The 16,235-nt window shown below is 64.5% G+C and carries 14 protein-coding genes; 4 read left to right on the top strand and 10 right to left on the bottom strand.

Annotated features, from left to right (window positions below; translation table 11 throughout):
* Window positions 1–42 precede the first annotated feature (42 nt).
* From ACFK0J_RS16555 to ACFK0J_RS16525, 7 genes are all read right to left on the bottom strand, one after another.
* Window positions 43–339, bottom strand: coding sequence for a hypothetical protein (locus ACFK0J_RS16555; protein WP_378741160.1), 297 nt, complete (start codon window positions 337–339; stop codon window positions 43–45).
* The gene (locus tag ACFK0J_RS16550) at window positions 336–992 is read right to left on the bottom strand and encodes a hypothetical protein (RefSeq protein ID WP_378741158.1); all 657 of its coding nucleotides are present in this window, start codon (window positions 990–992) and stop codon (window positions 336–338) included. The genes ACFK0J_RS16555 and ACFK0J_RS16550 overlap by 4 nt, the downstream gene beginning before the upstream one ends.
* A gap of 4 nt (window positions 993–996) precedes the next feature.
* Window positions 997–1,707 carry a hypothetical protein gene (locus ACFK0J_RS16545; protein WP_378741156.1) on the bottom strand — a complete coding sequence of 237 codons (711 nt, stop codon included), beginning with the start codon at window positions 1,705–1,707 and terminating at the stop codon, window positions 997–999.
* A 135-nt stretch (window positions 1,708–1,842) separates the two neighbouring features.
* Window positions 1,843–3,168 (bottom strand): cutinase family protein, encoded by a 1,326-nt coding sequence (locus ACFK0J_RS16540; protein ID WP_378741154.1) that lies wholly within the window; start codon window positions 3,166–3,168, stop codon window positions 1,843–1,845.
* Window positions 3,169–3,401: 233 nt separating this feature from the next.
* Window positions 3,402–4,526 carry a lipase family protein gene (locus ACFK0J_RS16535; protein WP_378741151.1) on the bottom strand — a complete coding sequence of 375 codons (1,125 nt, stop codon included), beginning with the start codon at window positions 4,524–4,526 and terminating at the stop codon, window positions 3,402–3,404.
* On the bottom strand, window positions 4,526–5,752 hold the full coding sequence (locus ACFK0J_RS16530; RefSeq protein ID WP_378741149.1) for a cutinase family protein: 1,227 nt from the start codon (window positions 5,750–5,752) through the stop codon (window positions 4,526–4,528). Before ACFK0J_RS16530 ends, ACFK0J_RS16535 begins: the two co-directional genes overlap by 1 nt.
* Window positions 5,753–5,763: 11 nt before the next feature.
* A complete protein-coding gene (locus tag ACFK0J_RS16525; RefSeq protein ID WP_378741147.1) occupies window positions 5,764–6,321 on the bottom strand; it encodes a hypothetical protein in 558 nt (185 codons plus the stop codon).
* A 963-nt stretch (window positions 6,322–7,284) separates the two neighbouring features.
* On the opposite strand from ACFK0J_RS16525, the gene ACFK0J_RS16520 reads away from it, so the two are divergent.
* Window positions 7,285–8,112: a helix-turn-helix domain-containing protein gene (locus tag ACFK0J_RS16520; protein ID WP_378741145.1), complete on the top strand. Its 828-nt coding sequence runs from the start codon at window positions 7,285–7,287 to the stop codon at window positions 8,110–8,112.
* Between the two features lie 872 nt (window positions 8,113–8,984).
* Here ACFK0J_RS16520 and ACFK0J_RS16515 read toward each other — a convergent pair.
* Entirely contained in the window at window positions 8,985–9,773 is a 789-nt protein-coding gene (locus tag ACFK0J_RS16515) for a helix-turn-helix domain-containing protein (protein WP_378741143.1), read from the bottom strand.
* Between the two features lie 767 nt (window positions 9,774–10,540).
* On the opposite strand from ACFK0J_RS16515, the gene ACFK0J_RS16510 reads away from it, so the two are divergent.
* Window positions 10,541–11,821, top strand: a complete 1,281-nt coding sequence (locus tag ACFK0J_RS16510; RefSeq protein ID WP_378741141.1) for an MFS transporter — start codon at window positions 10,541–10,543, stop codon at window positions 11,819–11,821.
* Window positions 11,822–11,982: 161 nt separating this feature from the next.
* Here ACFK0J_RS16510 and ACFK0J_RS16505 read toward each other — a convergent pair whose 3' ends face one another.
* The gene (locus tag ACFK0J_RS16505) at window positions 11,983–12,657 is read right to left on the bottom strand and encodes a class I SAM-dependent methyltransferase (RefSeq protein ID WP_378741139.1); all 675 of its coding nucleotides are present in this window, start codon (window positions 12,655–12,657) and stop codon (window positions 11,983–11,985) included.
* Between the two features lie 107 nt (window positions 12,658–12,764).
* Between ACFK0J_RS16505 and ACFK0J_RS16500 the strand changes: the two genes are divergently transcribed.
* The gene (locus tag ACFK0J_RS16500) at window positions 12,765–13,817 is read left to right on the top strand and encodes a GAF domain-containing protein (protein WP_378741137.1); all 1,053 of its coding nucleotides are present in this window, start codon (window positions 12,765–12,767) and stop codon (window positions 13,815–13,817) included.
* A gap of 71 nt (window positions 13,818–13,888) precedes the next feature.
* The gene (locus tag ACFK0J_RS16495) at window positions 13,889–14,494 is read left to right on the top strand and encodes a GNAT family N-acetyltransferase (RefSeq protein WP_378741135.1); all 606 of its coding nucleotides are present in this window, start codon (window positions 13,889–13,891) and stop codon (window positions 14,492–14,494) included.
* A gap of 1,295 nt (window positions 14,495–15,789) precedes the next feature.
* On the opposite strand, the gene ACFK0J_RS16490 is transcribed toward ACFK0J_RS16495, so the two are convergent.
* Window positions 15,790–16,152: an FKBP-type peptidyl-prolyl cis-trans isomerase gene (locus ACFK0J_RS16490; RefSeq protein ID WP_378741133.1), complete on the bottom strand. Its 363-nt coding sequence runs from the start codon at window positions 16,150–16,152 to the stop codon at window positions 15,790–15,792.
* Between the last annotated feature and the right edge of the window lie 83 nt (window positions 16,153–16,235).

The following is a 16,235-nucleotide window of genomic DNA, read 5'->3' as shown; positions in this document are numbered from 1 at the left end:
GGGGATGCGGGTTGTGGCTGAATCTGTAAGGCGCGCATGGTGTTATCCACCTCCGGTGATGACGGCATTCATGATCGGTCCAGCGCTGGTGGCGATGATGCCGCCGAACAGCGCGCCGAGGATGATCTTGGGTGATTCGACGGCTCCGCCGTGCCAGCGTTCCCAGCCGAATTTGCCGCCCCCGTAGATCACTGCCGCGATTCCGGCGAGGGACACGAACCACGCCAGGTAGTTGACCAAGTTGACAAACTTGTCCATTTGCGGCGGGTTGACCGGTGTGATCTTGATTTCTTGGGCAAGGACGGTGAGCGCCTCGCCGACCGCATACGCGGTACTCATGGCTGGTTCTCCGATTCCTGTTGTGCTGCGGTGTGACTGGCCGCGAGTCGGCTGAGGATGTTTGCTCCGGCCTGGTACACGTCGTGGGGTACCGACTCGGTGAGCCGAGACCTGCGGTGTCGCTGGGGGGTCGGATCGTGGGGGTTGTATCGGGCGAGCTCGCTGAGTTCGAGCGCGACGAGTTCGTCGTGCCAGCCGATGTCGTAGATGTCGTCGACCAGCTCGGCGACGACGCTGCGATAGCGGCGCACGGCCGAGGGGACTGAGCCGGGGCGCGCGGCGGTCAGTGCCAGTCCGATCACGGTGATCCCGTCTGGGGCGTATCCGCCGTGCCATTCCCGTAAGCGTTCCGCGGCCGCGGTGAGGCCGCTCATGCATAGCCGGGCGGCGATGAGGACACGTTGGGTGGTGCGCGGTGACGCGGGCCAGGCCAAGCCGGTGTCGGCGGCCGGTGCCCACCACTGCGCCAGCGTTGACGCGCCCGCGCCGCCGTGTGCACCGAGCACCGCGAACAGCGGTGGATGTGCACCGGTGGTCGGCAACGGCGCGTGACGCACCGGTGCCATCCGGTCGGGTGCGGGCCCGACGACCGTGCCCGGATCCAGCCGCCCCTGCGGTGGGGGGTCTCGGTGCAGTTGCAGTGGGGTGCTCATGGTTTCAACCCCGCTTCTGGATGTTGGTGATCACAGTGCGGTGTTCATCGGTCCGGACGTTGATCACTTGCAGGTAGTCGATCCGCGCACCGTCGGGGCGTCGTTCGACCAGGTGCACCTCGACAGCGGTGCTGTCGGCGATCGGGGTGATGGCGACGCAGTGGGTAGTGCCGAGTGGGATCGAGGCGATCCCGGCCGCGAGCGCTTCGCCGATGAGCCCGGCTTCCGGGGCGACCAGCGCGAGCGCGGACTCGGCACTGCGTTGCACGTAGTAGGCGTACTCCCACGCCGCGATCACACCGACCGGGCTGTGGGTGTCCCCGGCGCTATCGGTGACCATCTCCCCGGACAGTCCGGTGCATGCGCTACCACTTGGCGTGACCGTGGAGGTCGGTGGTGCGGCGGTTTCGGTGGGCAGCGCTTCGGGTGTGTCCTGATCTCCGGAGGTGACAAGAATCCCAATGCCGATGATGGTCGTAGTCAGCACCGCGGCGAATCCGGTCCATAGCCACCAGTGCCGAGAACGCTTCGGCGATTCGATCGGCGTCGGTGGCTGGCTGGTATCGGGGTTGATCCATTGCCATTCCGAGCCCTGGTCGTCTTCGCCGTCGGCAACCCCGGGCGAGAGTGGTTGCACGGTCGCGGGTTCTGTTGGGTTCAGCCATCCCCAGCCGTGGTCGAGGGGATTGTCCGGTGGGATGCGGATGTCGGGCATGTGTGCTGTTCACCTCCTTTGCTGGCGGGTGTCGGGTGAGGTTGAGGGCCCTTCGGGCGCGGTGCCGGGGAGAGAATCAGTGGACGGCTGTGTCTAGGTGGGTACGTCGACTGATCCGGTTGCGCCCGAAGGGGTTTAACGACCACCACCGGTCGTGGATGGTGCTGGCGCGGTGGTGGTGCTGGTCGTGAGCTCCGGTGGGGCCGGAGTTGATCTAGTGGGTCCGAGGTCGTGTGCGAGAGCGCTGAACCAGTCGGCTACTGCGGCCAACGGCGAGCGCCCGGTCGTGGTGCCGGGCACGGTTTGGTAGGCGCCGTGACGGCCGGTGGTGTCGCTGTATTGGGCGGAGCTGGCCAGGGCGTAGAGCTCACGTTGGTCGGTGATGGTGCTGGTGATCGCATCGAAGGCTTGGTTGATCCAGTGACTGGAGGTCTGGGGCGGCACGAGTTCGACGACGGCGGTGCCGACTTTGGCGCCGATCGCTGCGACGGCCGCCCACGGGTTGGCCATGCCGACGACCGCTAGTTCGGCGATGGTCTGGGGTGTGAATACTTTTTGCGCGACTGTGATCACCGCGTTCAGGCCGATGGTGCCGATTTTGAACAGCGCTGCCAATGCTTCGTTCGGGCCGGGCACCGGGGTGTTGGGGGCGGATGCTTCGGCGAGGCGCTGGCCGAGGGGTTTGGCGGGTTCGTAGGACAGTTGATCGAGGCTGTTGCCATGGAGGTCTTCATTGACGACATTGACTGCGGTGGTGTAGACCGTCGCCGACATTGCTTGGGCCACGGTGGATATCGCGGCGATCGGGTCACGCAGGTCGGATCTGGACGCGATGTTGGCGACGGTGGTGGCCAGGGGCGCGCCGGTGGGGGTATCGCAGGTGGCGTCGCCTGGCACGCACAGCTCTGCGATGCGCCCGGTCAACGCGCCGTAGCTGGTCGGCGGTGAGGTGGTGATCCCGGCGCCGGACATGGGCGGGTTGCTCAGCGATATTGTCGCGACGTTGTTTCCCGATGTTCCGGGCGCTGCCTCGGGGCTGCTGGCCTGTGGACGTCCAGGGATCACCGGGGTGTTCTCTGCTCGGGTGGGGTTGGCCAGCAACGCGATTCCGGCGACGTGCTCAGGTGTGACCGGGCTGGCACCGTTACCGACGCGTTGGGCGAACATCGATACCGCGGGTGCGCCGTGGGCATAGCCGGCGGCTGCGAGTTTGGTCACCGGGCATCGCTGGACGATCTGGGCGGCGGAGTCCTCGAGGCGTTGCGCTGCTGCGGTGACCGCGTCCGGGTAGGGAACCACTGTGCCGTTGTCGTCGTGGCCGAACGGGACGTAGGAGCGTTGCACTAACTCCCCCGCCTTCGCCGCGAGCGGACCGAACATCTGGCCCAGCGCCCCGGAATCACTGGTGGGCGGGGCATCCGGGCTCGATTCATCGCCGCCCTGGATTCCCAGTACGTACAAGCTGGGACACCTCGGGCCGATCGGCACACTGCTATCAGGTGCGGCGCAGACGATGGGAACGCCAACGACGGCGCACAAGCTGACCCCTAGCGCTGTCACGGCGAAGCGCACCGGCATTGAACTGGTGCGCGCCGGGGTTTGGTTGCGGTGCACGGTGTTTCACCTCCTTGAATGGTTGTCAGGGGCCTGCCCGCACCCCCAGCGAGGGGTCCGGTTCGGTGCGGGCAGGCGATTCAGGTGGTCGGTGGTGGTGTCGGCTGGGCCGGGGTGGGGCGCCGTTGCAGGTAGCTGACGAGTCGTGAGATTGCTTCGCTGGCACCGTCAGCCGCGGCGCCGAGGTGGCTGGTGTGGTACTCGCGCCAGCTCAGATCGACCCCGAGTGCGCGGTAGGCGGCGAAGAGCTTTCGGCCCATCGCGACCGGCACGAGCGCGTCGGATGTCCCGTGGTAGAGGTGCACCGGGACCTGGGGTGTCGCGCGGGCGCTGTGTTCATTGACCAGGACGTATCGCCACATCGCGTCGTTCCACGGGTCTGCTCGTTCGCACCACTGCGCCAGCGGCTGATGCCGGAACTCTGTCAGCAGTGCTGCGGCGTTCAGAGTTGCCGCATGTTCGACGACCCGGTGGCCTTCCGCGAGTAGGAGGTGGTGGATCGGCAGATGCCTGTAGGCCCTGCCCAGCCCGATCAATCCGGCCAGTGCCAGTCCCGACCACGGGCCGCCGTCGATCTCGGGAATCAGGGCTCCTGGGTCGTCGACCACGGCTCCGGCGGCGACGCCGCGCAGATCCAACTCCGGGGCGTACTCGGGGTGAGTCTCCGCGGCCCAGATCGCGGCCCGACCGCCATCGGCGAATCCCCATATCGCACAGGGCCGCTCGGCGGTCTCCAGCTCGGGCAGCTCGCGCACCGCACGGGCCATGTCGAGCACCGCGTGTGCTGCTGCACGCCCAGCCAAGAACTGGAACGGCCCGAGTCCGACCATTCCCAGCCCGAGTCCGTCGGGGACCGCAACGCTCCATCCACGCTGGAGAGCCGCGCTGATGAAACCAGCTTCGGGTTCTTGCCCGTTCGCCAACAGCTGTGATGGAGCGCAGCCGCCGAGGCCGTGGAATCTCGGGCAGTACAGCAGGGTTGGGCCGGTGCCGACGACGTCGACGGTGGCCGGGGCGATCACGATTCCCGAGGCCGGGATCGGAGCGCTGAAGCTGGTGCGGGTGGCGTAGACGATCTGCCATGCCCGGCCACCGCCATCCAGGCTCGACAGATCCACCGCTCTGCGGCGCAAGATCGTTCCGGGCTTGTATTCGAATCCGATTCTGCCGACATAGAACTCATCACGAGTGTCCGGTCCGCCCATCATCGGCTCCCGGCAATATCAACGGCGAGGGCGACCATCCAGGCGATACCTGAGTTCAGTTGGCCGCTGGCGGCGTATCCGGTGTGGCGGGCGACGGTGTCGGCGTAGCGCAGCCAGACCCCCGGATTCACCAGATCTGCGTTGTCGGCAACGAGTTGCCCCCAGGCTGTGGATAGTTGGCCGGCAAGTTTGGGCAGCAACGGGATCGGGTTGGCCGCGACGGTCGCGGTGATCTCGTTCCACCGCGCCGCGGCGGCACCGAGTTCGATCGGGGCCGAGTGTCGCGGGTCGGCGGCTTCGATCAACCGGCCGGCCAACCCCAGCTGCGGGGCATAGTCGACGTTGCCGCCGCCGACCTGAAAATCGTTGAGCACGATCGCGGTCCAGGCATCACCGAGTGCGGCGGAGAAAACCCCCTGCAGCGATCCGAGCGCGGTGAAGGGGTCGCGCAGGTCTGCTTGGGCAGCGATCTCCGCGCCGACCCGCAGGAGTGCGGCCCGATCCGGTGCCGAGCACGCTAGGTCGCCGTCGGTACAGATGTCGGCAACGCGGCCGGTCAGCGCACCGTAGCTGGTGTGGCCGTCGGCGATGCCTCCGCCTGCGGCGGGCGGATTGGTGATCTGCACGCTCGAGACGGCACCACCGCGGGTGCCGGGCGCCGGGTCCGGAGTGATCTGGCCAGGACGCCCAGGAAAGGTCGGGGCGTCCGGTGCGCGGTCGGGGTGGGCATACAGGGCGATGCCCGCGATCCGGTCCGGTCCGATCGGCCCCGCTCCTGCGCCGACGTCGCTAGCGAACGCCGACATTGCTTGTGCACCTTGGGAGTATCCGATTCCCGCGATCATGGTGGCCGGGCACGTTTCGGCGATCTGGATCACCGCCGCGTCGAGCTGGCGGCGGGCATCGGCGACCGATACCGCGTAGGGGGCGGACCCGCCACCGGGGACGGCACCGCCGAAGCCGGCGGGATAGCCGATATAGCTGCGCTGCACCAGATCTGGGACAGCTGCCAGCACCGGCGCGATGAGCGCGCCGACCATCCCGCTGTCGGCCAGTGGGTCTGCACCCGGTGACGACTGCCCGGTCCCCTGGACGCCCAGCAGATACATGCCAGGACAGCCCGGCCCGATCGGTACCGCAGCGGCACTACCCGTGGCCGTTATCGCAGCGACCACACCGGCAACGGTCATGGCCGCCACCGCGGTTGCGGCACTTCGCTTTCTCATCGCGGTGGTGATCACGGTTGCCCTACCCCCACACCAGCACCGAAACCCGCGCCGACGGTTCCTCCGGCGATCGCACCCACCGCTGCGGCCGGTATACCCACCACCGCTGCCCCTGCAGCGGCACCGGCGGCGGCGCCGAGCGCTGTACCGGCTACTCCGGAGGTGACGGTGCCGATGACCGGTACAGGGATGACAGTGCCCAGCGCGGCTCCGGCGATTCCACCGATCGTTCCGCCGATCAGGCCGCCGACGACCGCTCCGGCCGCAGCCACCGGCGCTCCCGCGATCGCCGCGCCTGCCGCGCCGCCGATTCCCGCACCCGCCAACGTTGCGCCGCCGACACGGTCCGAACGCCCGGCCTCAATGCCAATCGAGTCCAGTGCTGTCGCGAGCTGCGCCTCAGCGCCCGCGGCAGCGTCGTTGATCGTGTCCGCGCATTCCGGGGGCAGCCAGTCCGGGCGTGGAGCGTGCCATTGCCCGATGCGGATCATGTTCTCCGGAGCCTCGATCGGTGCGACCGGCGCGACAGGTTCGGGGAGGTGCAGATCTTCGATCCGAATAGGTTCCACCGGCTCATGCGGCGGCGGGGCCGGACGTGAGGAGGGCCCGTTGCGCACCTCGGGCGGCTGCCGGTAGTAGACCGGTGGCGGCGGCCCCTCCGGCGCCGCCGCCGGAGGCTCAGGCGCCGGAGGAGGTGGAGGTGGCGCGGTGGTGCCGGGCTGGGACGGACTAGTGACACCTGGCTGATCGGCGATGACCACCGCTGAATCCGCAGCGGATGCCGGGCCAGCCGCAGCGAGGGCCATCGCAAGCGGGACCGCACCCGCGAGGAACACCTTGCTCCCACGAATGGCGTTGCTACTCAGCCGGTTCCGGTCGATTTGCGTGTCGCGCCTTGGCGTGACGCCACAGCGGTGGCAGATCGTAGATTTCCTGAATGTGGACATGCCGAATGACCCTTCGTCCTGAAGGTGAAATGAGGATTGGCTTTACGAATGCCGCGGACTGCACTCCGCGTACCTCCCAGCCGCGTATGCGCTTCTGGGAGGCCGCTTCTCAGGGGCGTCTCGTCAGATGAAGGGCAAGATCAACGCCAGCGCCTGGTAGGCCACGGACAATCCGTTGCTCAGCAAGCTCAATCCGGCGTTAACCCACCCGAGAATCACGAAGGGATCCAATGTAGCTTCCTCTCAATCAGTTTGGACAAGCACGTCTATCCAAACTCCGGAAGCACCTGCCTGGCTAGGGTTCCGACTCTCCTAGATTTCGTTAACGGCACGAGTGTCAAATCACGATAGTGCGGTCGTACAGGGCGTTTACCGCACAATTCACACCCAGACCGTGAAACGCGGATTCTCTCAAATGCCGTATACGACAAGGCGGTCCATGACACCGGAACGGCCATCAGATCCCCCGGCCAGCTACTTGTCTGCGAGCTTCTGGATGGAAGATCTTGCCGGGGTCGTACCCAATCTGGTAAGAACGAAACATCATCCCAGGGGGTAACAGGTCATCGTATCTCGGCCCGCCTCATGGCGGAAGACACCAAAATAGGGGGACTCCACATGAGTCGGAAACACAACCGTCCACCGAAGAGCCCTCGACGCCGGCCCCACATCCCGACGTTGGGAACGACTTGTCGCCAGCTCCGTGATCATCGGGGCCTATCTCGGGCCCAGGCGTGCCGCAGCAGCGGTCTCAGCGCTTCGTATCTGTTCAGTATCGAAGAGTGCGAACAGATGCCCAGCTCTGAGGTCCTCGACCAGATCATCGCCGCCTACCATCTCGACCCCAAGCAAGCACGCCACCTCCGCGAACTGCGGGCCCCGGCGGAGAATCTCGAGCCGATACACGTGCTTCGCCAACGCGTGACCGGCAACACCCGGCGGATGGCCCATCTCCACGACCTCGCGTCGCGGGACGTTCTGGCCGCCTACGTCGATCCTGTCTGGAATGTGCTGGCCAGCAACAACTTGTTCCGCACAGCGCTCTGCGGCATCGACGAGATCGGGTCAGTACCCGTGTGGCTGTTCAGCGCCATGGCGGAGGATGTTGTCGTCGACCTGCCGCGCGAGGCGGATCATGTGGTGGCAATCTGCAAAGCCAACCTGGGTCGCTATCGCGACTCCCAGCAAGCCGCCGACTTGCTTCGACGTCTGGGGCCCAACAAACAGTTCCAGGAGCGATGGTCCGCGAGCATCCGCATCGCGTACGGCCGCGACACCAGCGATCCATTGCGCCTCCGTGACCCCGTCAGCGGAGTGGTCACTGCTTACACCCTCAGCGTTTCCGACGAGACGAACAACGTCCTACTGCTCACGGGCCTCGCCAAAGCCCACTCCTTGCCAAAGTTTTCGTAAGCGGGCTGCAGCTGTCGGTGACACGCGGTGCAACACGCCGAGCTGCGACCCGAATTGGGCTCTGGAGGATCGCTTCATCTCCGTCTTGACCCACCAACGTACGCCTCGTCACTCATACTCCCCCACCGCTTCGCATCGAGCACAGCTATCGTGCAGCAGCTCACGCGTACACTTTCACGGTCACCCGCATGCGTTGATGAGCAACCAAATTCGCGACTGCGTGGAAACACTACCTCAGCAGCGGTGTGATCTGGTTAAAATGAGGCTGGGAGAATCAGCGGGCACCGAGCGAATTGAGCTGAAGGTCAGAGGCCACCGCGTCACCCGACACCTTGGCCTGAATATTCGACTCACCCGCCACTACAAATCGCATGTGTCGCTGGGACTTCACCCTGCTCGAGCCCCACCGTCACTCCCACCGATGTGCCAAACAATCTGAGCCACCGGAATAACCTGTCCGCCGAACAACGACGCTACACAGTCGAATCCATACTTACCGAACGAGGTCATACTGGCGACTAGTTGTCCGATATCGGTTGGCGCTCAAACCCGGGCGACCACTCGACCACGGGGCGGGCCGAATGCGCCACCACAGCCGGCGACATCGCCGAAGCCATAGCAATGACGCGACGGCCGGCCACGGCCAAGCGAGGATCCAGACCCCTCCGCAGACCAGCAAGTTGCTCATCGTCGAACCAAGCGCAAGGCCAACTCGCCGTCGACGGTCCGTGCCACAACGGCATCGCAATGCTCGCTACGGATAGGACCTAGCATTCGGCTGGTCAGGCCAGCGGACGGGAGGTCCGCTCGAAGGGCACGATCGGGCGCCGCTCCGCCGCGCATCGGGGCGCGCACTCCGTTAAGGGAGTTCACTAATGTTTCCGGAGCGCAGTCATCAGCAGCACGTCGGTGGTATCGGGCACCTCGGAGACCATCAGGCTGTAAGCCATCAGTTCACCCGTGCCGACATGGCGCAACCGTACCGGTTTGCTACTGTCGCACGCATAAGAAACTTCCAGGCTCGACGTCCAACGTCTCCGAAAGTCGTTGTTATCCCCGAGCTTTCGTAGAACATCGAATGATTGCTCCGCGTGGCGATAGCGACCGAGTACCCCCCTCAGCGTCGCCACGGCGAGGGCGGCGTCACGGTCTCGGTCGACTGCCGCAGTATCAGCGTGTGGGCCGAACACCCATGCGAGCAGGGACCTTACGTCATCGAGGCCGGGCAAGGTGGAGCCAAGCGGACCATTGTGTACTAAAACGTTCCAGACCGGACTCATGTAGGCGGCAAGCACGCCTCGCTCCTTTAGGTTCTGGATGTGCGCCATTAGGCCACTGTCCGCAGTCACGCGCAGCCGTAACTCCTCCGTCGATACGAGCTCGACCGAGGGCGCGCGTAGATCACGCAGGTGACGCGCCAGCGACGCGTCGACGGCATAGCCAGCAATGATCTGCTCGAGCATGTCCAGACTAGGCTTGTACTCCCCGCGCTCAAGATCGAACAAGTACGACGGGCTGACGCCATGGCAGCCGTACGCTCTCGCTCGAGACAGCTTTCGCTGTTCTCGAATCCGCCGCAATGTGTCCGGAAGACTCGGGACAGAAACAGGCGGGCCTGATTTGGAGTTGCCGCGCGAACGACCAGTTTGGGTCTGCCTCATAACGAATCCCCCCTTGCAGCCGTCCGCCACAGCGCACTCGAGTCTGGGCCCGCCGCTACAGCAGGCCGGTCGGCCTCAGTTGCTGCCACTGCCGAGATGGACGATATGGAGATGACGGCTAGGTCCCAGCCCGCGGCAGCGAAGATCCTTTCCCCGTCCTCTGCGTGTGGGGTGTAGGCGCGGGCGACGTTGGTGACCGGTCTCGGCTCCATCGTCGCTACGAACGTCCATCCCGGAATTACCCCCATGACGTAGCCCTTGTTTCCACAGATCGCGAACAATCGTTCAACACCGACAAGATCGTCAGTGGTGAACGCCAGCACAACTCGAGTTCATCGACATCCATCCGGCTACCGTGTGAGCCCCTGCTTGGTGGATCCGAACATCGCTGCAGGACTGAGTATCTGGTCGAACGGACGTGTCCCCCCGAGTTCAGACTCGCCACGAAATCGGCGTCATGGTGGGTTGCGAAAAAGAATGTGCGCACCTTTGCGGCCTCGCTAGCGTGTGCCCAAGTCAGGCAACGAAACACTGTCGAGCGCGGGTGGGCGCCCCTCCGGGGGCTACCACAACCTCACGGGTGCGAGGTACGCCAGGGCAGGCACCTCGAGGACGGCCAGTAGGGACGAGCTCACGTCGACGCCTGTACCCCGCGATAGTACTCGATCACGCCGAATGATTCACGAAAAGTGTTCAAAGTTATCGCATCTGGAGGGCGCGTCACCGGATCGGCGACACGGACGCTGTATAGCCTTTAGCCTCGCGGGATGGAACTTGTTGGGGGACAACCTTCCCGTGTCATCCGCACAGCGCGGATATCGAATTCGATCGCGTTCGGCGCGAAGGGTTACATCTTCGCTGTCTTGCTCGCCGGACTACCGCAGTTGCGGGATCGACATAGCCTTTCCCACAGTTCGATCGTCGCAGCGATCTTCATGATCTCTCTGCTGGCCGCGGTCGGCAGTCGGATGGCCGGGGCACTGGCGCGCCGGTGGTCGAGCAGAACGGGTCTGCGAATCGGGCTTGCCCTCACGGCTGTCAGTACCGCCGCGATCGCGCTCGCACCGAACACCACTGCCCTGTTCATCGGCCTCGGCGGCTATGGGATCACAACCGGCATAGTCAACGCCAGCACGATCATGCAACACGCGCTCATCGAGCACAGATACGGGGCGTTCGTGATGGCATCGTTCTATGCCACTTGGGCCGTCGGATCCATCCTCGGCGCCTTGTTCATCGCGGCATCGGTCAAAGTCGATGTGGCACTGCGAGAATCTATGCTCGCCGCGGCGGTGGTGATACTGGTCGTCTGCCTGGTGACGGGCCCCCTGCTACTGCGACCCCAGCGGGCAGAAACCAACCCCGCCAAGGCGAAATCCGCCGCGGCCAAGCCATCCATCACCACGCCACTGCGCGCCTACCTTCCGTTCGGTATCGCTTTGGTCATGGTGTTCGCCATCGATTTGGGTATCAACAACTGGTCGGCGCTGTACCTGACCGACGAACTGGCGTCTTCCACGTCGACCGCGGCCCTGCCGATTGCCGCCTTTCAGTTCACCTCGCTGGCCGGTCTACTGACTGGTGACCGGTGGGTCCGTCGGTTCGGACCGCGCACAGTGATGCGGAGTGCAGCAGGCATGGCAGTCGTCGGGATGCTCATGGCTGTCAGCGCGCCTAACCCGGCCGTCGCCATCGTCGGGTTCGGCGTATGCGGTATTGGGCTGCCCTTGATTACGCCGCTGTGCTTCAGCGAGGCAGCCACTTTGGCCAGCGGTCGCGCGCGAGACGCACTCATCGCCCGGCTCAACGTCTTTCCTTATGCGGGCACTCTCGCGGGCGGCACGATTGTTGGCTTGATCGCAACCCAGGGCTCACTGCGGTTCGGCATCGCCAGCCTGCTCGCGTTCGCGCTGGTACTCAGTATCTTCGGACGAGCATTCCGTACCCGCACCCTCAGCGAATCGGGACTCGCCAAAGACCCCGCCGCAGATGACGCACCCGAGCCCGAGGCAGGTTTGGAACGCGTTCAGCACAGGCACCCCGACTAGCCTGTGCAGCCGAATAGCTGCCCAGCAGCTATTTCGTCCTACGAACCCGCACATGCCTAGCTGAGGCGAATCGCTGGTCGACGAGCACAGCCGTGTACACCGCCGATAATCCCGCCTGCCCTCCCTACACGTCGGCGGATAGCACGACTAAGCAATCGGCCCTACACCTCAGTTGCTGGCCCTTCCGCCCGCGCGGCGACGTAGACGTGGAATGCGCGCTCAGACTCTCCGAGTCGCCGGTCCTCGCACACTTTGAACCCTGCCCCTTCGATGAGGGCGATGACCTCGGCCGGTGGCCGATTGATCAGGCCGTCCCGCCAGGGAGCTGCCTCGATGAAGGACGGATCCGCTGCGCCGACCACCAGACGACCTCCCGGTCGCAGCGCTCGTGCGACGTCTAGGAATGACATTCTTAGCTCTTCGTCGTCGATGTAGTAGATCGTGTTGACGGTCACGACGCGATCGAGAGACGCGTCGTCGACTGACAGCTTCCGCATCGGTGCTTCAACCAGATGTAAGCGCTCTTTGGTGATGAAGTCTCCGAACCGCTTCCGTGCCTGGGCGATCATGGTGGGCGAGACATCGAAGCCGTAGACGCGTCCATGCGGTCCTACCTGATCGAGCAAGATCGCGAGTCCGTGTCCGCCGCCGAAGCCGATGTCAGCGACGGTCTCACCCGCAGCGGCCTCGAGAGCCGCGACCGAGCCCTCCATGACCCGCCTGTTAAAGATGTTGAGGCCATTAGTGATCCGACGTCCCCACCATCCGGACGGGTATCCCAGCTGGCGAGCGAGCGGACCCATGAACGGAAGCCAAATGCGCACGGCTGCCAGCATTCCATAGTCCATGAGAGCGGGCTGAGTATGTGTGGAAGCATCATTCACCAACTGGGCATTTGTTATTTTGACGTGTACGAAACTCCGAACGTGCTGAAGGGCCGCCCGTGGAGCACTCACAGAACGAGGTGCTGATCGAGACGATCGGATCCGATCCCCGGGTGGTGTGGGCGGCGAGCAAGACCCGCGACGCTCGGATAGCCAATGTGTTCCGCGGAGCCGCAGGCATGCTCGTAGAGCGTCTGGTCAAAGACGTGGTGAAGTCAGGGGTTAGCGCTGTGCGCGCCGGACGAGAAGGCACCGCAACCGGTCAGGTGTACGCCGCCTATCCTGTGGTCGGCCCCGACAACGCGGTCAGCGGTGTGCAGATCGTGTACGGCCCAGAACCGGGCACCCCGACCGCGTCGACTGCCGCCTTTCAATGGGAACTCGACGCCAACGACGGGCCACCGCGTCTGCAGACCACGCGCGAATTGCTCGACATCTTGGACGTGCCTGAGCGCCAGCGTGACCGTCCCCCGAATGCCTATGGGCCGGTGGACTTCTTCACCCGCGTCGAACGGCTTCCCGATCTGGCACGGATCTGGGACGCGATCCTGACTGCCCAACCCGGCTACGCCGCGACCGGCACCGTGGTCATCCGCACCGCCACGGGCCGGCCAGGTCTGCTCCTCTACGCGCAGCGTTACGTCAACACCGAGGCGGGTCCACGGCTACGAGTCGTCTGCCGAGACATCACCGCCACGGTCGATCCGATACAGCTACGCATCGACATGCTCGACATGAGCATCGCCAAGGCAGCCGTCAGCGCACAAGGAATGTACGGCTTTGTGCTCGAAGCACGATGGCCGAGCACGTGCATTCTCAAGTGGCTAAGCCCGTTCGCTCCCGGATTCGGGCATGGCGTATCAACAGGGGCAACCGCTGGCGTACATCCCGACGATCAACTGCGGGTACCCAGAATGGTGAAGACCGCACTCGAGACCGGCAGCGTGCAAGACAGCCTCCGGATCCGGCCGGGGTTCGGCGCCGACGACTGGATCGGTGAGGGCGGCTGGCTGACCGTACGCTTCAACTCGAGACTGATCGACCCCGAGGTGTCGCAGACCCTCGCGCTCAGCTTGATCTACCCGGACACCAAAAAACAACCCGACAGCTAGGTTCCCCGCGAACATCAACTGTCCTCGAGGTTTGTTGATGTTAGTAGGCTAGCTACTCAGGAGATTTCGCCGTGCCGATCACCACCCTCGTTGCCACACCTTCCCACGTTGATGCCTGCGCAGGTGTTCTTGCCGAAGCCTTCGCCGACGATCCGGTCATGGCGTCCATCTGGCCCGACCACAACAGACGCCATCGTGCACTGCCGCGCTACTTCGCCGTATCCCTGCGGCACTTCCACCTCCCGGGCGGTGGTGTACAAATCGCGACCGACCAGCACGACCACCTCGGCGGTGTCGCAGTGTGGGATCCACCCGGACAGTGGGATCAACCGGCCTCGCGCACACTGCGCGCACTACCGCAACTGCTAGCCGCCCTTCGCACCAGGACAGCCGCCGCGATCGCCATTCGTCGCACACTGGACGAACATCACCCACGCACGCCACTGCATTGGTACCTGGCCAACATCGCGACACCCGACAGCCGCCGCGGGCAGGGCTACGCCGCTCAACTCATCACCGACCGCCTCGCAACTGCGCCGGACACGGCCGCCTACCTTGTATGCACACGCGAAAAGAACATCCGCTTCTACGAACGATTCGGGTTCACGGTAAGCGCCACTTTCAACCTGCCCGTCGGAGCGAAACCCCTGATGTGGGCGATGGTTCGAGAGCCCTAGCTTCATTCTCCCAACGGCGGCAACGCCACTGCGCTCGCTGCGCGCCGTGAGTTTCATCTGGTCAGGGTGCCATCGATCGCGAAAATCGGTTTTGATGGAGGAGGACGAGAATCGCCCGCTCCTGGAGTTCATTTCGGTTCGGCAGTGCACGGCTGTGGGCACCACTGATAGGCAGGACGTAACCCTTATTGGCAACCGGTGGATCGAGAAGAAACACAGGTCGATCCACGAACCGTAGAAGCATTCGGCTCATGCGTAGAGCAGACCGGGCACGGTCTGCTTCAGGTCCAGGCCCGCAGATCTCTCGCCGGTTCGAGACTGTTGCCCACCAACTGCTGAGAGTACCCAGCACCGTCTCGGGACCAATCGCGTGGGGAGGACCGCGGGACTGTAAGAACAACGGCTTTGGCTCACTTTTGGTGGTGGCGGAGATCCTCTGAGGGCACGATGTTGCGGTGTGTGAGGTGATGCGTCTGCCGCCATGACGTTTTCGAGGCTGGCGCCGCTGATGGTGGAGGATGCCGTCGACGAGGCCGGCCGGATTCTGGTGCAAGCGCGGACCCCGGTGGTCCGGCGGCATGCCCGGGTTGCGGGGCAGAGTCCGCGCGGGTGCACCCATTTAAATGGCGGCAAGCAGTCCCGCAACCAGCAGCGGCGGCGCCGGAAGGTTGACCATGGCGGTCGGCAGGCCAACAGCGGACGCCGCAGCCACCATCCCCAGCAACGGAGACAGGACTCCGGTGTAGTTGGCCACCGCACCGCGTGCAAGACCGCAACAATTCCTCCAACGGTTTCCTGGCCCGCGTCCGCGAGCAACATCCCAGCAGCACCAACGCCTCAGCGTCGGCGGCGCGCACGACGTCTCGATACCACGCCGCGGCGTGGTACAGCTGATCGCGCAACCTGAGGAACGACTCTGCAAGTTGACACGACGGCTGGTCAGCGTGGACCCCGTAACGCAGGATACCGAGTGAGAGCTACGTATTCCCCGCGCCCATGCCGTCTCCGCCAGATCACGCGGGTGAACGCTGTCCATTCACCGCTTCCAGGCGGCGAGCGCTCACCACGTCGTCCGTCGGCCCGGTCGAGTCGGAGGAGAGGCTGACAGCTGCTTTCAAGCGGGAAGACAACGAACTGCCGCCGACCCGGACAGGGCGGGCGTTGACAGCATAACCAGGGCCCACGCAGCAGCTTCTCGCCCAACACTGCGGCTAAACCGGCCAAAATCGCCGATCTCCTTTAGCGCTGCCGGGCCCGCCCGTCCGAGTCATAGTCTATGACGAGAGCATAGAGAGTCAGTTCACTACGTCGATTAGGTCGATGACAAAGACAAGCGTCTTTCCGGAGAGCTGGTGACCAGCTCCGGCTGAGCCATAGGCCAGGTGTGGTGGGATGGTGAGCTGGCGGCGGCCACCGACCTTCATACCTGGGATGCCGTCCTGCCAGCCCTGAATGAGATTTCGCAGTGGGAAGGCAAGGGACTCACCACGGTTCCACGACGAATCAAATTCCTTGCCGGTATCGTAATCAACACCGACATAGTGAACATTGACGGTACTACCCGGTGCGGCCTCGGTGCCGTCGCCCACGACGAGATCCTTGATCACGAGCTCAGCGGGGGCCGGACCATCCTGGAGCTCAAGTTCGGGGTTGGTCATGGATTTTCCTCTCGTTAGGGAACGATTCGTCGATCACCTTATGCCGCATGATCCGTGGCATGGTGCAGGGGCTCTGGCACAAA

The sequence above is a fragment of the Nocardia brasiliensis genome (assembly GCF_042691675.1).
Taxonomy (GTDB): Bacteria; Actinomycetota; Actinomycetes; order Mycobacteriales; family Mycobacteriaceae; genus Nocardia; species Nocardia brasiliensis_D.
The sequence above is the reverse complement of the archived record's forward strand: the minus strand, read 5'-3'. Positions and strand labels throughout refer to the sequence as shown.

Coding starts and splice junctions, on each gene's coding strand:
- ACFK0J_RS16555 (WP_378741160.1), bottom strand. CDS start 339: ATGAGTACCGCGTATGCGGTCGGCGAGGCGCTCACCGTCCTTGCCCAA.
- ACFK0J_RS16550 (WP_378741158.1), bottom strand. CDS start 992: ATGAGCACCCCACTGCAACTGCACCGAGACCCCCCACCGCAGGGGCGG.
- ACFK0J_RS16545 (WP_378741156.1), bottom strand. CDS start 1,707: ATGCCCGACATCCGCATCCCACCGGACAATCCCCTCGACCACGGCTGG.
- ACFK0J_RS16535 (WP_378741151.1), bottom strand. CDS start 4,526: ATGGGCGGACCGGACACTCGTGATGAGTTCTATGTCGGCAGAATCGGA.
- ACFK0J_RS16530 (WP_378741149.1), bottom strand. CDS start 5,752: ATGAGAAAGCGAAGTGCCGCAACCGCGGTGGCGGCCATGACCGTTGCC.
- ACFK0J_RS16520 (WP_378741145.1), top strand. CDS start 7,285: ATGGCGGAAGACACCAAAATAGGGGGACTCCACATGAGTCGGAAACAC.
- ACFK0J_RS16515 (WP_378741143.1), bottom strand. CDS start 9,773: ATGAGGCAGACCCAAACTGGTCGTTCGCGCGGCAACTCCAAATCAGGC.
- ACFK0J_RS16510 (WP_378741141.1), top strand. CDS start 10,541: ATGGAACTTGTTGGGGGACAACCTTCCCGTGTCATCCGCACAGCGCGG.
- ACFK0J_RS16505 (WP_378741139.1), bottom strand. CDS start 12,657: ATGCTGGCAGCCGTGCGCATTTGGCTTCCGTTCATGGGTCCGCTCGCT.
- ACFK0J_RS16490 (WP_378741133.1), bottom strand. CDS start 16,152: ATGACCAACCCCGAACTTGAGCTCCAGGATGGTCCGGCCCCCGCTGAG.